Annotated in this window: 17 protein-coding genes; all 17 read left to right on the top strand. The window is 59.8% G+C overall.

The window, feature by feature from the left end:
• The first annotated feature begins 495 nt into the window (after nt 1-495).
• The 17 genes from IVB01_RS01110 (at nt 496) to trbF (ending at nt 20,602) form a co-directional block, all read left to right on the top strand.
• A complete protein-coding gene (locus IVB01_RS01110) occupies nt 496-2,475 on the top strand; it encodes a conjugal transfer protein TraG (protein WP_247334039.1) in 1,980 nt (659 codons plus the stop codon).
• 12 nt (nt 2,476-2,487) lie between these two features.
• On the top strand, nt 2,488-2,907 hold the full coding sequence (locus IVB01_RS01105; protein ID WP_247278024.1) for a CopG family transcriptional regulator: 420 nt from the start codon (nt 2,488-2,490) through the stop codon (nt 2,905-2,907).
• Nucleotides 2,908-3,499: 592 nt separating this feature from the next.
• Entirely contained in the window at nt 3,500-3,838 is a 339-nt protein-coding gene (locus IVB01_RS01100) for a hypothetical protein (RefSeq protein ID WP_247305772.1), read from the top strand.
• Nucleotides 3,835-4,545: an SDR family oxidoreductase gene (locus tag IVB01_RS01095; protein WP_247305775.1), complete on the top strand. Its 711-nt coding sequence runs from the start codon at nt 3,835-3,837 to the stop codon at nt 4,543-4,545. Before IVB01_RS01100 ends, IVB01_RS01095 begins: the two co-directional genes overlap by 4 nt.
• A gap of 10 nt (nt 4,546-4,555) precedes the next feature.
• Entirely contained in the window at nt 4,556-5,557 is a 1,002-nt protein-coding gene (locus IVB01_RS01090) for a nitrilase-related carbon-nitrogen hydrolase (protein ID WP_247334038.1), read from the top strand.
• A 790-nt stretch (nt 5,558-6,347) separates the two neighbouring features.
• On the top strand, nt 6,348-6,497 hold the full coding sequence (locus tag IVB01_RS01085; RefSeq protein ID WP_247494205.1) for a hypothetical protein: 150 nt from the start codon (nt 6,348-6,350) through the stop codon (nt 6,495-6,497).
• A 2,075-nt stretch (nt 6,498-8,572) separates the two neighbouring features.
• Nucleotides 8,573-9,820, top strand: coding sequence for an MFS transporter (locus tag IVB01_RS01080; protein ID WP_247305827.1), 1,248 nt, complete (start codon nt 8,573-8,575; stop codon nt 9,818-9,820).
• Between the two features lie 217 nt (nt 9,821-10,037).
• Nucleotides 10,038-11,252, top strand: coding sequence for a TlpA disulfide reductase family protein (locus IVB01_RS01075; protein ID WP_247334037.1), 1,215 nt, complete (start codon nt 10,038-10,040; stop codon nt 11,250-11,252).
• A 540-nt stretch (nt 11,253-11,792) separates the two neighbouring features.
• Complete coding sequence (gene dctA / locus IVB01_RS01070) at nt 11,793-13,088, top strand: C4-dicarboxylate transporter DctA (RefSeq protein WP_247278019.1); 1,296 nt, start codon at nt 11,793-11,795, stop codon at nt 13,086-13,088.
• A 490-nt stretch (nt 13,089-13,578) separates the two neighbouring features.
• Complete coding sequence (trbB, locus tag IVB01_RS01065; RefSeq protein WP_247494204.1) at nt 13,579-14,499, top strand: P-type conjugative transfer ATPase TrbB; 921 nt, start codon at nt 13,579-13,581, stop codon at nt 14,497-14,499.
• Nucleotides 14,500-14,501: 2 nt separating this feature from the next.
• On the top strand, nt 14,502-14,822 hold the full coding sequence (locus tag IVB01_RS01060; protein ID WP_247278044.1) for a TrbC/VirB2 family protein: 321 nt from the start codon (nt 14,502-14,504) through the stop codon (nt 14,820-14,822).
• Complete coding sequence (locus tag IVB01_RS01055; RefSeq protein ID WP_247278017.1) at nt 14,822-15,085, top strand: VirB3 family type IV secretion system protein; 264 nt, start codon at nt 14,822-14,824, stop codon at nt 15,083-15,085. The genes IVB01_RS01060 and IVB01_RS01055 overlap by 1 nt, the downstream gene beginning before the upstream one ends.
• A gap of 8 nt (nt 15,086-15,093) precedes the next feature.
• A complete protein-coding gene (gene trbE / locus IVB01_RS01050) occupies nt 15,094-17,526 on the top strand; it encodes a conjugal transfer protein TrbE (protein ID WP_247494203.1) in 2,433 nt (810 codons plus the stop codon).
• The gene (trbJ, locus tag IVB01_RS01045) at nt 17,526-18,260 is read left to right on the top strand and encodes a P-type conjugative transfer protein TrbJ (protein ID WP_247494202.1); all 735 of its coding nucleotides are present in this window, start codon (nt 17,526-17,528) and stop codon (nt 18,258-18,260) included. Before trbE ends, trbJ begins: the two co-directional genes overlap by 1 nt.
• A gap of 2 nt (nt 18,261-18,262) precedes the next feature.
• Nucleotides 18,263-18,634, top strand: coding sequence for a putative entry exclusion protein TrbK-alt (trbK-alt, locus tag IVB01_RS01040; RefSeq protein WP_247494201.1), 372 nt, complete (start codon nt 18,263-18,265; stop codon nt 18,632-18,634).
• 3 nt (nt 18,635-18,637) lie between these two features.
• The gene (trbL, locus tag IVB01_RS01035; RefSeq protein WP_247305796.1) at nt 18,638-19,870 is read left to right on the top strand and encodes a P-type conjugative transfer protein TrbL; all 1,233 of its coding nucleotides are present in this window, start codon (nt 18,638-18,640) and stop codon (nt 19,868-19,870) included.
• Between the two features lie 51 nt (nt 19,871-19,921).
• Complete coding sequence (trbF, locus tag IVB01_RS01030; protein ID WP_247278012.1) at nt 19,922-20,602, top strand: conjugal transfer protein TrbF; 681 nt, start codon at nt 19,922-19,924, stop codon at nt 20,600-20,602.

Below are 20,602 nucleotides of genomic sequence, written 5' to 3'. Positions count from 1 at the left end.
AGTATCTAGATGACCGTCGGCCCGGCAGTGTCGTCCCATCGGAAATAAGCTCCTGCCGGGGACGCTCCCCGCATGATTCTTGTACTCCAGGACCCCCGCCTCCCGCCGATTTAATCCGGGAACGCTCACCTCGTCGATAACGCGTTGTGGCACGCCGCACCTCTCTTGATCGCGCGCACTTACGGAGAGCTTAGGCCAGACGCGAGCTAGCCTTCCGGACATCTATAACCCGGAGCCTCGCTTCGCGAAGGCCGGCCGGTTCGCCTCGAGCGGCAGCACGGTACGAGTTGATTGTCTCATCATCCAAGCGCCTATCACGCGAAGCTGCTTGGGACGGTGCTTTGAGGCGGCCTGTTCCACGCGAGGGATCTTTTTGGGCCCAAACGCGGCTTGCCAATCTGACCCGCCGATCCCTTCGCCAGGGCGCGCGCGACTACGAGAAGCATAAGCCTCTGATTGTAGCCAACAGGTCGATTGTGTCGATATCGGCAGGCCATGTCTGCGACAAAAATCATCTGGCATCAGCTGATCCTGGTTTGCCTAATCGCGTTCACCTTCGTGTGGGCCGCGACCGAATGGACTGCTTGTCAGCTTGCGTTCCAGCCGCAGCTTGGACCGGCCTGGTTCAGATTAGGCACCTGGTCCGTCTACCAGCCGTTTGCCTTCTTCATCTGGTGGTTTGAATTCGACGCTTACGCGCCCACGATATTCCTCCAGGGGGGCGCCATTGCCGGGAGCGGTGGGATCGCGGCAGTCGCCGCAGCAATGATGCTTTCGGTCTTGCGCGCGCATGAGGCTCGCGATGTCACGACTTACGGATCAGCGCGTTGGGCCGATACGCGCGAAGTCAAACGGGCGGGGTTGCTAGGCAACGATGGCCTTGTGCTCGGGCGTTTCGATGGTCGATATCTTCGCCATGATGGGCCTGAGCACGTGCTCTGCTTTGCGCCTACCCGTTCGGGCAAGGGAGTCGGCCTTGTCGTTCCGACTCTTTTGACCTGGCCGCGTTCGGTGATCGTCCACGATATCAAGGGCGAGAATTTCCAGTTGACCTCGGGGTGGCGCGCGCACCTTGGAGATGTACTCTTGTTCGACCCGACCAACGCAGCAAGCGCGGCCTACAATCCCCTTCTTGAGATTCGCCGTGGTGATTGCGAAGTACGAGACGCGCAAAATGTCGCGGATATCCTAGTCGATCCCGAAGGGGCGCTCGAGCGGCGCAATCATTGGGAAAAAACCAGCCATTCTCTGCTCGTCGGCGCTATCCTGCATGTCCTCTACGCTGAAGCTGACAAGACACTTGCCGGGGTTGCCAGATTTCTTTCGGACCCGTGCCGCCCGATCGTGGCCACGCTGAATGCGATGCTTGCGACTCCCCATCTTGGTGATCACGTTCATCCCGTCGTCGCTTCAGCTGCGCGAGAGCTGCTCAACAAGAGCGAAAACGAGCGGTCGGGCGTGCTGTCGACCACCATGAGCTTCTTGGGCCTTTATCGCGATCCGGTCGTCGCTAAGGTCACCGCGCGGAGCGATTGGCGCATTCGCGATCTCGTCGACAGACAGAAGCCCGTTTCACTCTATCTCGTCGTGCCGCCATCCGACATCGTCCGCACCAAACCCCTGATGCGGCTCATCCTCAACCAGATCGGACGGCGCCTGACCGAGAGCCTGGATCCCGACCGGCGCCGTCAAAAGCTCCTACTGATGCTCGATGAGTTTGCAGCCCTTGGCCGCCTCGATTTTTTCGAGAGCCAGCTTGCCTTCATGGCGGGCTATGGCATTCGCAGTTTCCTGATCACTCAGAGCTTGAATCAATTAGAACGTGCCTATGGGCCGAACCACGCGATTCTCGACAATTGTCACATCCGGATCGCCTTCTCCACAAATGACGAGCGCACCGCTAAGCGCGTCTCGGATGCTCTGGGGACCGCAACCGAACTGCGCGCCATGAAAAACTATGCCGGGCATCGCTTAAGCCCTTGGCTTGGACACTTGATGGTGAGCCGCCAAGAGACGTCCCGTCCGCTCCTGACGCCCGGCGAAGTCATGCAGCTCTCATCGAAAGAGGCGATTGTGATGGTGTCGGGCCTCCATCCGCTGCGTGCCACTAAGGTTCGTTACTATGAGGACCCGCAATTTCAGAAGCGAATCGTCAAGCCCGCTGAAACAGGAACAATTCTCTTGTCCTCGCGCCCAAATGAAGACTGGTCAGGGCACCCAACCCCTGCGCCCTCGACCGAACTGCTTGCGCCTCGGCAGCAAAAGCGTGGCGATCCGAATGGAGGGCTGCGGCGCGAGCCAGAATTGCCGCAGCACGAGGAGATCGAAATCAAGGCACCGCTCGCGGAACATGAGTTCGATGCTGGTCCCGATGAGCCCGACGCAGATGCTGTCCAGGCACAAGCGCTTAGCCGCGCAATGCAGGGATTAGCGCGCGCGACCAGCCTCGACCCTGACGATGGCATGGACCTCTGAGTGGGCAAATCGGTGAAAAAGATTCAGCTCAGTGTCTACCTTGATCCGGAGACATTCAGAACCCTTGATGTCTTCGCGGAGCGTCGTGGCCAACCCAAGTCGCTGGTCGCAGAGGCCGCGATCACGTCATTTCTTTCGCCTGACGATTCCGACCGACGCGAGGCGGCTATTGCCAAGCGGCTGGATCGGACCGCACGGCTGCTCGAGCGTCTCGAACGCAATGGCAACATCACGCTCGAGACGCTCGCCCTGTTCATTCGCTTCTGGTTGACATCGGTGCCGGCATTACCAGAACAATCCAGTCCAGCCGCTCGCGCCAAAGGCGCCGAACGTTATGATCGATTCGTTGAAGCGCTTGGCCGAAGGCTTTCCAGCGGATCAACCGTTCTGAAAGAGGTGAGCTTCGATTCGAACCCCGCAATTCCAGAGTAAGCGGGCGGGCGATGCAGGACTACAAGGGAATTTGCGAGGGTGCTCGCGCCGAGTACATTTCGGCCGCAAACAACGATAGAGCCAAATCGAACGGAGCGAGCGCGTTAGATCGGTCCCGACGGCAGATATCTGAAGGTAGCAGGCCGCATGACATGAATGCTGAAATCTGAAGCGAGTTGAGACTTGCCCGGTCTCCATCGAGCTGCCGCTCACTGGAGTAACGCTGCTTGCTTGACAAGCGGAAGCCTTCCAGAGTTTCGGAAGGTCTTCTGAATAGTTGGCCTACCAGTTTTAGCGAATTGCATCGCAGGTCCTCTGTGTTAGCAATCCACGTTGTAAGGTCTTACTATGCGAACATCCTGTCGAAAAATGCGAGAACTTGCACTGCCCCACACTTCAGCAAGCTGGTGCGACGGTATCGTTTACGTCAGATTGCGATCGGGCAACGCCTGAGATCGTCTGCAATATGTTTCCACAATTCCAAAGGAACGGAACTAAATCGTCCCCTTTCGATGGAAGGGACAGCTGCGCCACGAGAAGCCCATTGGCTTGGAGCCGTTTGAATGAGGCCCAATTCCCCCGGATGGCGACGATGGCCAAGCATCCTCACACCAAATCCAATCTGATCCGCTCTCTCGCCTCACGACAAGGCGGCGTTACACAAGCAGAGTTGCGCAAGGCCACGGGATGGAAGCTTGTCCCGATGCCCCTGATCGCCAAGCGGTGCAAGATGAAGCTGATTACCAAACGTGAGAAAGGCAACGTCACTCGCAAGAATGGTAAGATCGCCAGCAAGAGCGGCCACTTCGCCACGTACTACATGATGGCGCATGATTCGACTACGGCAGTAGCCGACGCGACTACCGACACAGTAGGTAGAAAGTCTTATCCCTCAACGCATAACCCAAGCGATGCGGAAAACGCGTCATGAGCCACAGTCCTGCAGGGCATTGCGCAGCTATCTGGACAGCGAGGCTTGGCTATTGCCGCTTTTCGCGCTGGCTATCCCGCTTCCAAGGAATGCGCGAAACTATTATAGCCCATTTCGATGCCAATGCCGAAATCGCGAAACCCGGCTCGCTCGCGGAAACAACGCAGCAGAGCTTTGACGTCTTAAGCGTCAATTTCCCTAGACCCTATTTCAACGTCCACAACGCGTTGCCTCGCGCGCGCAATCTAAACGCGATCGGCTTCACGGCTTCTTTGTCCGATCAGGTCGGAATCGCGGGAACATCGGCCGTATCCGCATCCAAGGCCGCACTGTGCAACTTGACGCGAGCGCTTGGCGACCAACTGATCCGCCGAAGCGTTCACGTAAACGCCGAGAGCTCGGGCGTCATTGAAACCCCGCTGTTTAGGAAAATCGGCATTTCCGAGGTCAGCGTGCAAGACCGCGGATCGGTCCTGCTCGAGCAGATAGCCGCGAAACACTTCGGCAAGCCACGGAAGATCGCGGCGCGTGAGCTTCCTCGCTTTCTGCGACGCATCCTACATCACCGGCATCGACGCGCCTGTCGATGGCAGACGCACACAGCCCTGAATCCGACAAGCCTTGCCGCTGTGCTCGAAGAGCCTCCCGTGACAGTCATCTGTCGTCCTCTACACCAGTCCAGTGCAGCGCTCGAATACTCACAATGAGAAGAAGAGAATGAGAAACATCGTCAAGGCAGCCGCCGTACAGATCAGCCCCGTGTTGTACAGCCGAGAGGGGACAGTCGAGAAGATCACCAAAAAGATTCGCGAATTGGGCAAGAAGGGGGTGCGTTTCGCCACGTTCCCCGAGACCATCATTCCCTACTACCCGTATTTCTCGTTCGTCCAGCCGCCCTTCACGCTTGCCAATGAGCATCAGAGGCTGCTTGAGCAATCCCTTACGGTACCCTCTGCGGAGACGCATGCGATCGGCGATGCCGCCAAGGACGCCCAAATGGTCGTTTCAGTCGGCGCCAACGAGCGGGACGGAGGATCAATCTACAACACTCAACTCCTGTTCGATGCGGACGGCACGCTGATCCAGCGTCGCCGCAAGATCACCCCTACCTATCATGAGCGGATGGTGTGGGGCCAGGGCGACGGTGCCGGCCTTCGCGCCGTAGACAGCGCGGTTGGCCGGATCGGCCAGCTTGCGTGCTGGGAACATTATCTCCCGCTGGCCAGATACGCCTTAATTGCCGATGGCGAGCAGATCCACTCCGCGATGTACCCCGGTTCGATCTTCGGCCCCCTCTTCTCCCAGCAAACGGAAGTGAGCACCCGACAGCATGCCCTTGAGTCGGCCTGCTTCGTCGTCAGCGCAACCGCATGGCTCAACGCCGACCAACAAGCCCAAATTGCCAACGACACGGGCGCTGCTATCGCACCGATTTCGGGCGGTTGCTTCACCGCTATCGTTGCCCCCGATGGTCAATTGATAGGCGAGCCCCTGAAGGAAGGTGAAGGAGATGTGATTGCAGATCTCGACTTCATCGAAATCGACGGGCGCAAGAGAGTGATGGACGCAAGCGGTCACTACAGTCGCCCTGAACTGATCAGCCTCCTGATTGACCGGACACCTTCTCCGCACGTCCATGAACGGATTATTCCCCCCAGGAGCGTGGCGACTCCCGGCCTTCACCGCGAGGCCCGCGCTCTGACGCCGCTTGAGAGTTAATGGTCCTGCCCGCCAGGGCCGGAGGAGATTGGTGCATCCCGCTTCGACCCGAACGGCCGGAGATACAGGTAGAAGGAACTAGTTTGCAGCAGGGCCATGCGGGCCGCTCGCATGATCCAGACCGATTCTCTATTGGAGAAATGCCCAGCTGCGGAGCCTCGCCGAGGCCTTCAGCCTACAGCGCACCTCGTCACTGCAGCGGCAAGTACGCTTCAGGTGTTCGAACTGTTACGCTGACCGCCGCATCGCCCATCCTTGCAGCGCCCCGCCTCGAGATCTGGATGTTGCCTCAATGAGGATCCGCTCATATCGCAAAGGCCACATCGTCAGCTCGAGACGCTCGTCACGGCAGGTCTTTCCGAGTGGCGTCCAACGGCGGGGGAGATCAGGTCCAGGCAATCCTCGCCGGGGAAGCTGGCGAAGGTGAACGCGGAGTCAAGCGACGGTGAGTTGTATGCAAGGGCATCCAGCATTCTGCGCAACACGAGCCCCATTCGGGGTAGGAATTCCATGGAGGACGATAAAACCAGATTACTTGCCGAGAAGGTGCCCACTCTTGCGCTCAACGATGCGGAGCCAGCCGCGCGGCTTGAGCGCTGGGCCAAAGAATACGCAAAATGGTGTCCTCGACCCAGCCTCCAGACGCGATGAAGATTCATAACTGCCGCCGCACGGTGCTCCAGGAGGCGCCGGCACGCTCTCAGTAAACAACCGCAGTTTCAGGGCGCAGTATCCAGCCCTATGCTGGCCGGATGGAGCAAAGAGTACTTTTCAGGTGCCCACGCCGGGCATGAACGTGCAGCACCTGCTGACGGCACTGGAGCAGATCGGTCCCGACACTCATCTGCCGGTCGTTTGTCTGGCATGCTCCTCGGTCTATTTCGTGAATGCCTACACCGGCAAGCTGCTCGGCGGCCGCAGTGCTTCCGAAGTGCGGTGAGGGCGGTCGACTGGTGAGATCCGGGGGCTCACTCCGGCTTGGGTGCGCATCCTTTCCCGATGTAGTTCGTGTACCGTCCCTGGAAAATCCAGCGCCCTGGAGCGGTGATGTTTGCTGCCGCTGCCGGCGGTCTTCGTCAAGCCTCGCCGGCATCGGAGATGGCGCTCACGGCTGGCACGGTGCGGGGCAGCGGTAGCGTGCGTTGAAGATTGCGGCTGGCCGACGAAGGCTTGCCGAGCTTGGCATCGTATTTCGCGGGCAGCACCAGAAGCCGCTTTCGCGTGAACGGGTCGGCCTTACCGGCCAGATCGCGCGCCCGCTATGCAAAGCTGTAGAACTCAACATCCATGGTGTGCCCCAACTCAACGCTACCAGGATGCACTTAAGTACATCGGCCGCTCCGACGTCAAGGCGGGCGAGCAGTGGCCTTGCGCGGAATGTGCTGCGACGTGCTGTAACAGCCGATCTGGCGCGAGTAAGCTCGCTGTCGGCAGGGACAATTCACATGACAGTCCTCCATCAGATGCGGAAGCAACGCCCGGCGTGCGGAGGGAGCGATGGATCTCCTGGCTGGCGAGGACGGGCACAACGAGCGCTACGTCTGCCGTAGCGAGGGGGACCCGCTACGCGATTTAGCCGCCTGCCAGTGCGGCCGACCATTCCCCTAAGGCCCCGAGAAGTGAGTGGTCGCACCGGGCCAGCAGATACGTTTCAACGGCCGTGAGCTGGGCTGGACGCGCGGCACGCGAACGGTTGTAAGTCCTATCGCACGCTGGTGATGCATGCCGGAAATCGGTGAGGCGCAGGTGTATTGTGGTCGCGCGCATGAGCTGGTGCGCTTCTTATGAGGCGCCTCACCCCATAGGGAACAACGCCGGTGCGTCCGCGGGGGTCGTTCGCGACGTCGGGGGCGCGAGGGCGATGTCTAGATTGCGCCTGCGCCTCTTTTTTGGATCGGTGACTTTTTCGATTTCAAGTAAGGGTGCACGCACCGTCCGCGAAATCGCTCGTCTGTCGGCGACCTGACAGTCTAGAGGGACAAGAGGCTACGAGACGTCTGGCGCTGGTCTTTGAGAGTCCGCCGTTTCTTTCTTTCGGTACGCCAGACTGCGACCAGAATGTCCCCGCGGTTGAAGCGGCATGCGGTCTCGACGCTTTTGTCGTGCGTCATCGCAGCGCGATTCATCCGTTCGACCGAACATACAAACCACGCGCGTGCAAGCGCGGGCGGTGTGCAGTCGCAGAGAGAAGGAAGCTGGAGTATGCAGATTAGCGGCGAGCGCCGGGGAGAACCGACCTCAAGTCGGAATGAAGCTGAGGTAGACGCGCAGCCGAGTCCAAGCGATGCTCAGCAGACCAGAAAGATACCGATTCAACTTTCTGAGTGCATTTTTCAGCGACTCCAAGCCGCGACTGAGCGCGCTGGTATGGGCAAGAGCGTCGCCATCGAGGCGGCTCTTGAGCGCTTCCTGGATCCGGCGCCGCCTATAGAGGGCCTTGTTTTCGAGGCGATCGAGCGAACGAATGAGCAGGTGCTCAGTCTGCGGACGGACATCGCGATGATCGCGGAAATAGTGGCTCTCCATGTGCGATACCACCTCACGCTGACGCCGCCGATGCCGCCATCCAAGCAGGACGAGGCGTGCGTACTCGGGCTCGAGCGCTTCAAGGCGTTTGCCGAGCAGGTCGATCGTCGCGTACGGTTTGGCCGCCCCTTGCTGCAGGAGGCAATTGATCGCTCGGGAAATTCCAGCCGATCCGGGTCTGAAATGGGAGGCGGAGCGTCACGCGCCGTTCGACGAGCGCCAGCTGAAGAAGAACCCCACTGTGTGGCCGTCGTAGGTGAAAACTCAGAGGCGTGTGCTGTCGCCGAGGAGGGCGGCAGCAATATCAACTTTCGACAGCTGCCAACGCCTTGTGTTAAAGCCAGTGGCCGCGTTCCGAGCAACACGCGCAGCGATGCCGCTGGGCTGATATCAGGCGAGAAGCCGGTCAACCGGGGTTGGAGCTGGCGGATCATCTCTTGCGTGTTCCTTCCCTTTGCCGCGGGATATTATCTTTCCTACCTGTTTCGGATGATCAACACGCTAATTTGTGGCCGCCTCGCGTCTGAATTGGAGCTTGGTACGGCCGATTTGGGGCTGTTGGGCTCGATCTACTTTCTGGTCGTTACCGGCAGCCAGATTCCGATGGGCATGCTCTTGGATCGCTTCGGTCCGCGCCGAGTCCAGGGTGCGCTCTTGCTGCTGGCTGCAGCAGGCGCTGCGCTTTTCGGATTATCGAGTGGATTTCTGTCGCTTCTGGTTGCTCGCGCGATGATAGCATTTGGCACCGCAGCTTCCCTCATGTCTGGCCTGAAAACAGTCGTGCTCTGGTTTCCGAGAGAGCGCGTGGCGCTCATCAACGGCTGTATGATCATGCTGGGTGCACTGGGCGCGGTAACGGCAACCGCACCAGCCGAGGCATTGCTTAATTGGATAGGCTGGCGCGGTCTATTTGAGCTGCTTGCCGCATCCAGTGCCTCCGCGGCCGCTTCGATCTATTTTTTGGTTCCAGAGCATGAGGCAACTGCGAAGAGCCCTCCAGGAACGGTCAGCCTGAAGACCGTCTATACGGATGGGCGGTTCTGGAGAATTGCGCCGATTTCTTCAACATGTATTGGGTCCGCGTGGGCCCTGCAGTCCTTGTGGGCAGCGTCCTGGCTGAACGATGTGGAAGGGTTGGATCGAACAAGCCTTGTCACACAATTGCTCGTCATGGCGATAGCCCTAAGCATTGGCGCATTGCTGCTCGGCGTGGTCGCCGATTCGCTGCGTCGGCATGGCAAGAACATTGAAACGTTGCTCGCAATCATAGCTGCTGTGTTCATTGCAGCCGAACTCGCGCTGATATTGCATCCGCCATTTCCGTCGCTACCGTCGTGGATCATTGTGGCGGTGGTCGGATCAGCAATCGTGCTCAGCTACGCGATCATCGGAGATTACTTTCCGGCCCAACTGATCGCGCGCGCGAACGGCGTGCTCAACGTTCTGCATTTCGGGTGGGCTTTCCTCGTCCAGTACGGGACGGGGTTAATTCTCGCGCAATGGCCGGCAAAGGACGGACACTACCCCTCAATCGCGTATCAGACGGCGTTCAGTATCAATGTTGTGCTGCAGCTGGTCGCCCTGGTCTGGTTCATCGCCCCTCGGCTCAAAGAGTTGATTTGGAAATCTGAGATCGCCCTCAAGCGCAAGTCGACGGGCCAAAGCAGGTCAGTTCACGTCATTATCCCGATCGCCGAAATGGTTATCCTGAAAACCGATCAAGATGTGGAGTGGTGAAGTCGGCCCTCTGCCTGACCCGCCTCGCCGGTCTACAGGCGCGTCAAGAACGTCCGGCCGACTGATTGCCTGAGAAGCTCCAAACAGCTGGTCGGATATGCGACATGCGTCACAAGGTCGACAGGAAAGATACGAAAAATGCGTAATATCAATGAGCGCTGGCTGGCATGCGACTTGCTGTTGTTTTCCGCAGAGCCAGGTAAAGCGAATTTGAGCAATGACCAGTGTGACTGAGAGCGCAAGGCAAGTCGGTGCGGAGAATGTGCTGAGAGTCGGTTCGCCGGCTCCCTCCATCAAAGTTGAGGACTGGCTACGTGGCCAGCCCGTTACAACGTTCGAACCTGGGAAAGTATACATTATCGAGTTTTGGGCGACGTGGTGCGGACCATGTATCGCCTCGATGCAGAATTTGGTGATCCTGCAAAGCAAATACAGGAGCAGCGGAGTTGAGGTGGTGGGCATCGCGGCTCACGAACAAGCTTCGACGGCAGATGAAGCGCGAGCCAGCTTGGACGCTTGGTTGACGAAGAGCTTGCCAAATCTGAACTTCGCGATCGCATTCGACTACGCCGGCGAAATGAACAAGCTTTGGATGGATCCCAGCTTTTCTGTCGGGATTCCCTCGTCATTCGTGATCGATCGTGACGGCCGCTTCGCCTTTATCGGCCATCCGACGCAATTCGATAACGCGTTGCCCAAAGTTCTTGACGGCTCCTGGGCAGTGAGCGACGAAGCCCAAGCCCTGGATGCGGAGAGGATAACCAAGGGTCGACGCAGAAAGCGCGAACTATCGCAGAAGCGAGCGCTGGTGGAGCCGATCTTTGCCAGACTTGAAGCCGCCATGAACAGTAAGGATTGGGCGGCAGCCCTTTCAGGGGTTGAGGAGGCACTCGCTGCGATGCCGGACGAGGTCACCTTTCGTGGGCTTCATGCGGAATTGTTGCTTCACAAAATACGCGACATGCGGGCCGGCCTGGCGGTATTGCGCCAATTGGTTCGCGATGCGATCGACAAGAAATCCGTGGTTTGGATGAGCGTGGCCATCCGCCAGCTCTTCGACCCCGCGAAAGACTACTCCGGTTTTCCACATGCCGAGCGCTTTGCCATGGGCAAGGACCTCTCCGAACACATCCTGGCGGCGAATCCGCCCCAAGGCAGCGAGGGCGCGAAGTTTCTCTCGTACGGGGCGGTCGCTCGGTACTATTACGAGACCGGTAACAGGGATCGCGCGATCGAATTGGTCGAGGTGGCGCTGAAATGGCTGGATGCAGCGCCTGCCTCGGATGTAGCGAAACGGGATCTCGTGCAGTGCTCACTCCAGGCCTTGGCGAGCTACAGGAGTGAGAAGCTCTGTTACGAGGAGTGTGGTTCGACACCGCAAAACACAGCTCCCGAAAAGCCGCAACCGGGATCGCCAAGGGAGGCAGCGTGAGCAATGCTGCTGGCCATGTCTTCTCGGCCCTTGTGGTTTTGCGATCGACGTCGATGCCTTTGGGGATGTCGGGGCATTCACCTGAGGCGAGGATAGGATGAGTGAGGGGTGAACGCAGGCGAGCCGCACCACCACAACTTCTCTACGATGAATGTTTCTTCAACGTACGTCGCGATCCGGTGCGATAGCGGCGAGAATGCCTGTCCAGGTGAAGAGTGGTCGCGGGCTGCTAAAGGTGGCGTCTTATAAGATGCTGGTGGCATCTTCGAACAACCAAAAAAGATTGAAATGGGTGGTGACGTTGATGCATTCCAACTCTCAAGGAAGCTTTCTCAAGTTTTTATGGCTGGTTTCAGAAGGGATTCAGAACTTCGTTTCGCGTTGGCCACGAGCCCATTCGGGAGAGGCGGCAAACCCTGGCAACGGACGGGGTCGTTTAAAGCGGTCAGTGCCCTGTGCGCGCCGCGCTAAGGTAACACTGAGCCAAGCCGTGCCTTCATTGTCACCCCTCTTTGGTACCACGGCGCCGGGGCGAGCGTGATGCACAATCACCGCCAGCGCCGCTCTGTCAAAGCCGCCGCCCTGTTCCAGCCATCCGGCCCCTGGTACAATGTTCTTTATGTCCAGGTACTCATCGCGATCCTGATTGGCGTTCTCGTTGGTTGGTTGTGGCCTGCTGTGGGGACGAACAGCTGGGTCAAAGCGCTTGGTGACGGATTCATCAAGCTGATCAAAATGGTGATCGCGCCGATCATCTTCTGCACTGTTGTGTCCGGAATTGCGCATGTTCAGGATGCACGAAAGGTCGGCCGAGTCGGCGTCAAGGCGCTGCTTTACTTCGAGATCGTTTCAACCTTCGCGCTGATCCTGGGTCTCGTGATGGGCAATCTCGTTCAGGCCGGCCATGGGCTGGCTCCCAGGGCTGATGCCGCGGCGGTAGCCAACTACGTCAAAAGAGCGGAAGGGCAGAAGGCGGTCGATTTCCTCCTTAATATTATTCCGGATAGCGTAGTTGGCGCTCTGGCCCGAGGCGACGTGCTACAGGTGCTGCTGTTTGCCATCCTATTCGGGTTCTCGCTGATGGCGCTTGGCGAGCGGGGTGAGCGGATGCGCAGTCTGGTCGACGATGCTGCACACGCGGTGTTTGGTGTCATTAGGATCGTGATGAAGGCAGCGCCAATCGGGGCGTTCGGCGCCATGGCCTACACTATCGGCGAATTCGGACCGTCCGCGCTCGGTAAACTCATCGGCTTGGTTGCGCTGTTCTACGTGACAGCCGGGCTCTTCGTGATCATTGTGCTTGGTCTGGTTGCGCACTTGGTCGGTTTTTCTATTCTAAAGTTCATCGTTTACATCAAGGATGAGCTGCTGATCGTCCTCGGAACGTCGTCGTCCGAAAGCGCGCTGCCGCAGTTGATGGAAAAACTCGAACGGCTGGGCTGTTCCAAGCCGGTCGTTGGCCTGGTGGTGCCGACAGGATACTCTTTCAATTTGGATGGGACGAACATTTACATGACGTTGGCGACCTTGTTCATCGCGCAGGCGCTCGGGGTCGATCTCGACTTCGGCCAGCAGCTCACGATACTGGTTGTGGCGATGCTCACCTCGAAGGGCGCAAGTGGTGTTACCGGTGCCGGGTTCGTCACACTGGCCGCAACATTGACCGTGGTCAGTCCTGACCTCGTCCCGGGCATTGCGATCGTATTCTCGATCGACAAGTTCATGAGCGAGGTGCGCGCGCTTACCAACATTATCGGAAACGGTATTGCCGCGGTGTTTGTGTCGTGGTGGGAAGGCGAACTCGACCATGTCTCGCTACACGCGCAGCTCAAGTAGACCTGCGATCTCAGCTCGGCCATTGCGGACTAGAAATCACTCTTTGAATATCTGCATTCTGGGGGGCAATCGTCGTGCAGTACAGGGCCGGCCTGATTCCAGGGGGAATGGTGCAGGGTCATTACGCTCACGGTGGTGCACCAGACCAGCGTCGGCATTGGTACCTGCGGCAGCCCGCCGGCTGATGTGGTTCATTATCCCGGGTTTGAGCGTCCTCCAAAAGCGGGAGCTCAATCGTGCCTACGCGCGGCAGCGACAGTGGTTCGATTTCTCGCCTCGCCGTCGAGGGGTCGGCGCGTCAAGCCGGCGCTCTTTTCAAATGTTCCTTTTTCTACGCTAGACTTCGAACGGCATATTCCCTTTGTTGCGGTAAGACACGACCTATCTTTTATTTGCCTTCAGATGAGGGCGCCGAAGCGGCCTCAGCAGCTTGGGGCAAATCGTGGCGATCCATTCTTTTGATTCAGAAGCGAACTTGCGCGGAGCGCGTATGCTGCGTACCGCGTTGGGGCCCGCCATCGCATGGTTCTTGGAAGATCCGGCAATCGTCGAGGTGATGCTCAATCCCGACGGCCGACTGTGGATCGACCGACTGTCGAGCGGCCTTACGGATACTGGCAAGAATATATCCCCTTCTGACGGAGAGCGAATCATCCGCGTGGTGGCTCACTACGTGGGTGCCGAGGTTCATCCCGGGAGCCCACGGATTTCTGCCGAGCTGCCCGAGACGGGGGAGCGATTCGAGGGGCTGCTGCCGCCGGTCGTGGCCGCGCCAACATTTGCGATCCGAAAGCCGGCGGTCGCCGTGTTCAGCCTCGAGGATTACGTCGCAGTCGGCATTATGACGCCGGATCAGGCCAGTGCATTGAGGGATGCAGTTTGCGCGCGCAAGAACATTCTGGTCGCCGGCGGCACCTCGACCGGCAAGACGACACTGACCAATGCCCTTCTCGCCGAGGTGGCTAAAACGACTGACCGTGTCGTTCTCATCGAAGATACGCGCGAGCTTCAGTGCTTGGCGCCAAACCTCGTGGCGCTCCGCACGAAGGATGGCTTGATCTCGCTCTCCGACCTGGTCCGTTCGTCGCTTCGTCTGCGCCCCGATCGAATTCCCATTGGTGAGGTGCGCGGAGCCGAGGCGCTCGATTTGCTCAAGGCCTGGAGCACCGGACATCCGGGCGGAATCGGCACGATCCATGCCGGAACGGCGCTCGGGGCGCTACGCCGACTCGAGCAGCTAGTCCAGGAAGCTGTCGTCACAGTCCCCCGGCCGCTTATCGCCGAAACAATCAACGTAATCGCGGTGCTCAGCGGCCGCGGCGCCGAACGCCGCTTGAGCGAGCTCGCCCGCGTTACCGGCATAGAAGCATCAGGCGATTACAGCCTTTCTGCAATTGGAGACCGATCATGACGATGCCTTCATCTCTCCGCCGCGCCAGCATTCCGGCCACGGCAATTGTGACCCTTTGGCTGAGCAGTATCCCGGCGTGCGCCGCTGGCTCAAATATGCCGTGGGAGCAACCGCTCAACCAGATTTTGCAATCGGTCGAGGGTCCCGTCGCCAAGATTATTGCGGTCATCATCATCATTGTCACCGGGCTCTCGCTCGCATTTGGCGACACGTCTGGTGGCTTTCGTCGCCTGGTTCAGATCGTGTTCGGTCTGTCCATCGCCTTTGCGGCATCAAGCTTCTTTCTGTCTTTCTTCTCCTTCGGCGGCGGCGTGGTGATCTAATGGAGGAGCCTGTCGCAGGCTTTATCGCGCCCGTGCATCGTGCGCTCACCGAGCCTATCCTGATGGGCGGTGCGCCGCGCGCCGTGGCGATCGCCAACGGCACGTTAGCGGCGGCACTCGGTCTTGGGCTGCGCCTGTGGGTTGCCGGCCTCCTCCTCTGGTTCGTCGGCCACATGGCCGCCATCTGGGCCGCAAAACGCGATCCCGATTTCGTGGAAGTCGTGCGCCGGCACGTCCGTATTCCAAGCCACCTCAGGTCCTAGAGTTGCCTATGATGAATCTTGCCGAATATCGCCGTTCAAACACGCGCCTTGCCGACTTCCTGCCTTGGGCGGCCCTGGTCGATGAGGGCGTCATTCTCAACAAGGATGGATCCTTTCAGCGAACGGCCCGGTTCAGAGGGCCGGATCTCGACAGCTCAGTGCCGGCCGAGCTTGTTGCTGTCGCAGGCCGCCTCAACAATGCGCTCCGTCGCCTCGGATCGGGGTGGGCCGTCTTCGTCGAGGCGCAACGGCATTCGGCAGGACGCTATCCGCCGGATACATTCCCGGACGTCGCCTCGGCGCTGGTGGATGCGGAGCGGAAAGCGCAGTTCGAGGAGGCCGGCAGCCACTATGAGTCGAGCTACTATCTGACTTTCCTCTATCTGCCTCCGGCAGAGAGTGCGGCCGTGGCGGAGCGCCTGCTGTACGAGGGCAGCCATCGCGCTGCGGGAGCGGATGCGCGCGAGGTGCTTGCCGGCTTTGTCGACCGGACCGGCCGCGTCCTGCAGCTCGTCGAGGGTTTCATGCCGGAATGTGGCTGGCTCGATGACGAGCAAACGCTGACCTACCTGCATTCGACGGTCTCGACCAAACGGCATCGCGTGCGCGTGCCAGAAATTCCGATGTATCTCGATGCGTTGCTTGCCGATCAATCCCTGACAGGAGGTCTCGAGCCCATGCTGGGCGAGGCGCATCTGCGCGTTCTGACGCTCGTGGGCTTTCCAACCGCGACCACGCCCGGAATTCTCGACGACCTGAACCGGCTGGCATTCCCGTATCGCTGGTCCACGCGGGCGATCATGCTCGACAAGACAGATGCCACAAAGCTCCTCACCAGGATCAGGCGGCAATGGTTTGCCAAGCGCAAGTCGACCGCGGCGATCCTGAAGGAGGTGATGACGAACGAGGCCTCCGCGCTTCTGGATACCGATGCCCACAACAAGGCGATGGACGCCGACAGTGCGCTCCAGGAATTGGGCTCGGATCAGATCGCACAGGTCTTCGTTACGGCAACGGTCACGGTCTGGGACGGGGATCCTCGCGCAGCCGACGAAAAGCTCCGCCTCGCCGAAAAGGTCGTCCAAGGCCGCGACTTCACCTGCATGGCCGAGACGGTCAATGCCGTCGAAGCCTGGCTCGGCAGCCTGCCGGGACAAACTTACGCAAACGTCCGCCAGCCGCCGGTCTCGACCCTGAACCTCGCCCATATGATCCCGCAATCTGCCGTATGGGCCGGAGAGGTGAGGGATCACCACCTCAACGCGCCCCCATTGTTCTTCGGTAAGACTGAGGGTTCCACGCCATTCCGGTTTTCGCTGCATGTCGGAGATGTCGGCCACACTATGGTCATCGGGCCGACGGGCGCCGGTAAGTCGGTGCTGCTCGCGCTCATGGCGCTGCAGTTCCGCCGCTATCGCGAGGCGCAGATCTTTGCGTTCGACTTCGGAGGCTCGATCCGCGCATCGGCCATCGCCACGGGGGGCGACTGGCATGATCTCGGCGGCGCCCTGGAATCCTCAGAATTCGTCTCGCTCCAGCCGCTTGCGGGCATCGACGATGTCGGCGAGCGAGGCTGGGCATCCGACTGGATCGCATCGATCCTGACGCGCGAGCGGATCGAAGTCACCCCTGAGACCAAGGATCATGTCTGGTCGGCGTTGAACTCACTCGCCTCGGCACCAGTTAAGGAGCGGACTCTGACTGGGTTCTCCGTTCTTCTGCAGTCCAACGCTCTCAAGCGCGCGCTGCAGCCCTACTGCCTCGGTGGTCCATACGCCCTGTTGCTCGACGGCGAATATGAACGGCTGGGTGAAGCCTCCGTCCAGGTGTTCGAGACCGACGGATTGATTGGGACCTCTGTCGCGCCCGCAGTTCTGGCCTATCTGTTTCACCGGATCGAGGACCGCTTTGACGGCCGTCCGACACTGCTCATCATCGACGAAGGCTGGCTTGTGCTCGATGACGCCGATTTTGCCGGCAAGCTCCGCGAGTGGCTCAAAACCCTCCGCAAAAAGAACGCCTCGGTCGTGTTTGCGACCCAATCGCTTGCCGATATCGATGGCTCCAAAATCGCGCCTGCCATCATCGAGAGCTGCCCGACCCGCATCCTTCTGCCAAACGATCGCGCCATCGAGCCGCAGATCAAGGCGATTTACCGTCGCTTTGGGCTGAACGACCGGCAGATCGAGATCCTCGCCCGCGCCACTCCGAAGCGGGACTACTACTGCCAATCGCGCCGCGGCAACCGCCTGTTCGAGCTCGGACTTGGCGAAATCGCGCTCGCCTTCGCGGCCGCCTCGTCCAAAGCCGACCAGGCTTTGATTGATCGGGTGCTTGCCGAGCACGGAAGGGACGAGTTCGTCACGGGCTGGCTCAAGGCGCGCGACCTCGGCTGGGCCTGCAATCTCATTCCGCAGTTCGCCAAACAAGGAGCGCTCTGATGAGCTGTATCCGCCCGCTTCTGGCAGCAAGTATCATCGCCATGACCATGATCCAAGCGCCCCGCGAAGCGAAGGCGCAGTGGATCGTGTTCGATCCCAACAACTACGTTCAGAATGTGCTGACGGCCGCGCGTGAGCTGCAGCAGATCAACAATCAGATCACTTCGCTCCAGAACCAAGCGCAGATGCTGATCAATCAGGCGAAGAACCTGGCGAGCCTGCCTTATTCATCCTTGCAACAGCTCGAGAAGTCGATTCAACGCACCCAGCAGCTACTCTCGCAGGCGCAGCGGATTGCCTACGACGTCCAGCAGATCGATCGCGCGTTTTCCACCACCTATGCGCCGGCATCGGCGAGCATGTCCGATGGGCTCCTGGTCGCAAATGCCCAAACACGCTGGCAGAACTCAGTTGCCGGGCTGCAGGACGCCATGAGGGTCCAAGCGAGCGTTGTCGGCAATCTCGACGCCAACCGCATCCAGATGTCCGCCCTCGTGACGGCGAGCCAGGGCGCAGCGGGTGCGCTCCAGGCAAGTCAGGCCGGCAACCAGCTTCTTGCGCTGCAAGCCCAGCAGCTTGCGGACCTTACGGCGACTGTTGCCGCGCAAGGTCGCGCACAGACGCTCGAATCCGCCCAACGGGCTGCAGCGCAGGAGCAGGGTAGGGAGCAGCTGCGGCGCTTTCTCAATCCGGACCAAAACTATCAACCGACAACCGTGCAGATGTTCCACTGATCATGAAAATACGATTTGAACGACTACCTGTCGCGGCAGCAGCTGGTCTTGCTGTCCTGTTGGTTGCCGCCTGCGCCATTCGCCTGCGCACCGACGAGAGCGCGACCCAGTCTTCCGTCTCTCTAGCCTCAAAACCGGATTTGACCGCAGCAAAGCTCGAGCAATGCCGTACCGTCACCTACGAGCAGAAAGACGCTCTGCCTGAATGCCAGAAGATCTGGGCCGAGCAGCGCAATCAGTTCTTAGGCGGAAGCAGGTCAATTGATGGTTCGCATAGCCGGACCGGCGCGGCGCCATTCCCCTCTCCAGTCCCGCGTAAAGACGAAGGTCGCCTCCCGTCCGGCTTTCCCTCCATTCCGAGCCAAAGGGAGTGAGCCATGGGCGGCACGGGCGTCATCGACCAGTTTCTGGAAGCTTTCACCCGCTACATCGATTCCGGATTCGGTCTGGTCGGGGGCGAAGTCGGATATGTCGCCACAACGCTGGCTGCAATCGACATCACCCTGGCTGGCCTGTTCTGGTCATTCGGAACGGACGAGGACATCATCGCCCGGCTGGTCAAGAAAACCTTGTTTGTCGGCGTCTTTGCTTACCTGATTGGCAATTGGAATAACCTCGCCCGGATCGTCTTCGAAAGTTTTGCGGGGTTAGGTCTGAAAGCCTCAGGGACAAGCCTTTCGTCAGCAGATTTCCTAAGGCCGGGCCGCATTGCGCAGGTAGGCCTTGATGCAGGCCGGCCAATCCTGGACTCCATCTCTGGGCTGATGGGCTATGTCAGCTTCTTTGAGAATTTCGTGCAAATCGTGGTCCTGCTGTTTGCTTGGACCGTGGTGCTGCTCGCGTTCTTTATCCTGGCGATCCAGCTGTTCGTGACCCTCATCGAATTCAAGCTGACGACACTTGCCGGGTTCGTCCTGATCCCCTTCGGCCTGTTCGGCAAGACCGCTTTTGCGGCTGAACGGGTGCTGGGCAATGTCATCTCATCGGGGGTCAAGGTTCTGGTCCTTGCCGTCATCGTGGGCATCGGGTCGACCTTGTTCTCGCAGTTCACGAGCGGCTTTGGCGGCAACCAGCCGACCATCGAGAATGCGATGGCACTTGTCCTGGGCGCGCTCGCCCTCTTGGGCCTTGGCATCTTCGGCCCCGGTATCGCCAATGGCATCGTCTCCGGAGGTCCGCAGCTTGGCGCAGGCACCGCCGTCGGCACGGGCCTCGCTGCCGGTGGGGTGATCGCGGCAGGAGCTGGCGCTGCCGCCGGCGCTGCAGGTCTTGCCGCCGGCGCGATTGCGGGCTCGCTGCGCGGTGGAAGCGCGATTGCAAGTGGCGCGACGAACATGTTGCGGGCGGGAAGCTCCGGCGTCGAGGCGAGCGCGCCAGGCGCGGCAAGTCCCTTGCGTTCGCTCGCAGCCGGCCTTGGGCGAGCGACTGGTCATGTCGGTCAGGAGGAGGGGGGCTCCTCGGCCGCCCCCGACAGCCCGCCAGCCTGGGTTCGGCGTATGAAGCGTGCGCAGACCATCCAACAGGGAGCATCAGCGGCCACGCACGCGGTTCGGTCAGGCGATCACGGCGGGAGCGGCGCATCGGTGGACCTCTCACAAGACAATCGCTGAGTTCGCTGTCTCTCCAAAATCCATTTCCAACCATGCCTTGAGGTCAGACAAATGTTCAAACGATCGGCCGTTCACTACGGCCGCACGCCGGAGCCGGTCACGCCCTATCAACGCGCAGCTCAAGTCTGGGATGACCGCATTGGTGCAGCACGAGTCCAGGCCAAGAACTGGCGGCTCATGGCATTCGGCTGCCTGTTCCTCTCCGCGGGCTTTGCTGGAGCTCTGGTCTGGCAATCAGCCCATGGCACGATCACGCCCTGGGTGGTTGAGGTCGATCAATTGGGTGAAGCGAAAGCACTTGCCCCTGCAAATGCTGCCTACCAGCCGACGGACCCTCAAATAGCGTTTCACCTGGCGCGCTTCATCGAGCACGTCCGCGGCTTGCCGATGGACGCGATTGTCCTCCGCGAGAACTGGCTGCGTGCCTACGACTTCACGACCGATCGCGGCGCCGCCGCGCTCAACGACTATGCCCGCAACAACGACCCCTTCGCTAAGCTCGGAAAGTCTCAAATCGCGATCGAGGTCTCGAGCGTCATCCGAGCCTCGCCTGAGAGCTTTCGCCTCGCCTGGATCGAGCGCCGCTACGATAACGGCCAACTTGCCGCAACGGAACGGTGGACTGCCATCCTTACCATCGTCGTGGAAATGCCTCGCGATCTGGATCGCCTACGCAAAAATCCCCTTGGCATCTACGTCAACGCTATCAACTGGTCAAAGGAGCTCGGCTAA

Origin of the sequence: Bradyrhizobium sp. 164, assembly GCF_023073715.1 — a bacterium.
Classification (GTDB): domain Bacteria; phylum Pseudomonadota; class Alphaproteobacteria; order Rhizobiales; family Xanthobacteraceae; genus Bradyrhizobium.
Note: the sequence above shows the minus strand (reverse complement) of the source record. Positions and strands in the feature narration are given on the sequence as shown.

Coding starts and splice junctions, on each gene's coding strand:
- IVB01_RS01080 (WP_247305827.1), top strand. CDS start 8,573: ATGATCAACACGCTAATTTGTGGCCGCCTCGCGTCTGAATTGGAGCTT.
- trbF (WP_247278012.1), top strand. CDS start 19,922: ATGTTCAAACGATCGGCCGTTCACTACGGCCGCACGCCGGAGCCGGTC.
- IVB01_RS01060 (WP_247278044.1), top strand. CDS start 14,502: ATGCCTTCATCTCTCCGCCGCGCCAGCATTCCGGCCACGGCAATTGTG.
- IVB01_RS01055 (WP_247278017.1), top strand. CDS start 14,822: ATGGAGGAGCCTGTCGCAGGCTTTATCGCGCCCGTGCATCGTGCGCTC.
- trbE (WP_247494203.1), top strand. CDS start 15,094: ATGATGAATCTTGCCGAATATCGCCGTTCAAACACGCGCCTTGCCGAC.
- IVB01_RS01110 (WP_247334039.1), top strand. CDS start 496: ATGTCTGCGACAAAAATCATCTGGCATCAGCTGATCCTGGTTTGCCTA.
- IVB01_RS01095 (WP_247305775.1), top strand. CDS start 3,835: ATGAGCCACAGTCCTGCAGGGCATTGCGCAGCTATCTGGACAGCGAGG.
- IVB01_RS01075 (WP_247334037.1), top strand. CDS start 10,038: ATGACCAGTGTGACTGAGAGCGCAAGGCAAGTCGGTGCGGAGAATGTG.
- IVB01_RS01090 (WP_247334038.1), top strand. CDS start 4,556: ATGAGAAACATCGTCAAGGCAGCCGCCGTACAGATCAGCCCCGTGTTG.
- IVB01_RS01100 (WP_247305772.1), top strand. CDS start 3,500: ATGGCCAAGCATCCTCACACCAAATCCAATCTGATCCGCTCTCTCGCC.
- trbL (WP_247305796.1), top strand. CDS start 18,638: ATGGGCGGCACGGGCGTCATCGACCAGTTTCTGGAAGCTTTCACCCGC.
- IVB01_RS01085 (WP_247494205.1), top strand. CDS start 6,348: ATGAACGTGCAGCACCTGCTGACGGCACTGGAGCAGATCGGTCCCGAC.
- trbK-alt (WP_247494201.1), top strand. CDS start 18,263: ATGAAAATACGATTTGAACGACTACCTGTCGCGGCAGCAGCTGGTCTT.
- dctA (WP_247278019.1), top strand. CDS start 11,793: ATGCACAATCACCGCCAGCGCCGCTCTGTCAAAGCCGCCGCCCTGTTC.
- trbJ (WP_247494202.1), top strand. CDS start 17,526: ATGAGCTGTATCCGCCCGCTTCTGGCAGCAAGTATCATCGCCATGACC.
- trbB (WP_247494204.1), top strand. CDS start 13,579: ATGCTGCGTACCGCGTTGGGGCCCGCCATCGCATGGTTCTTGGAAGAT.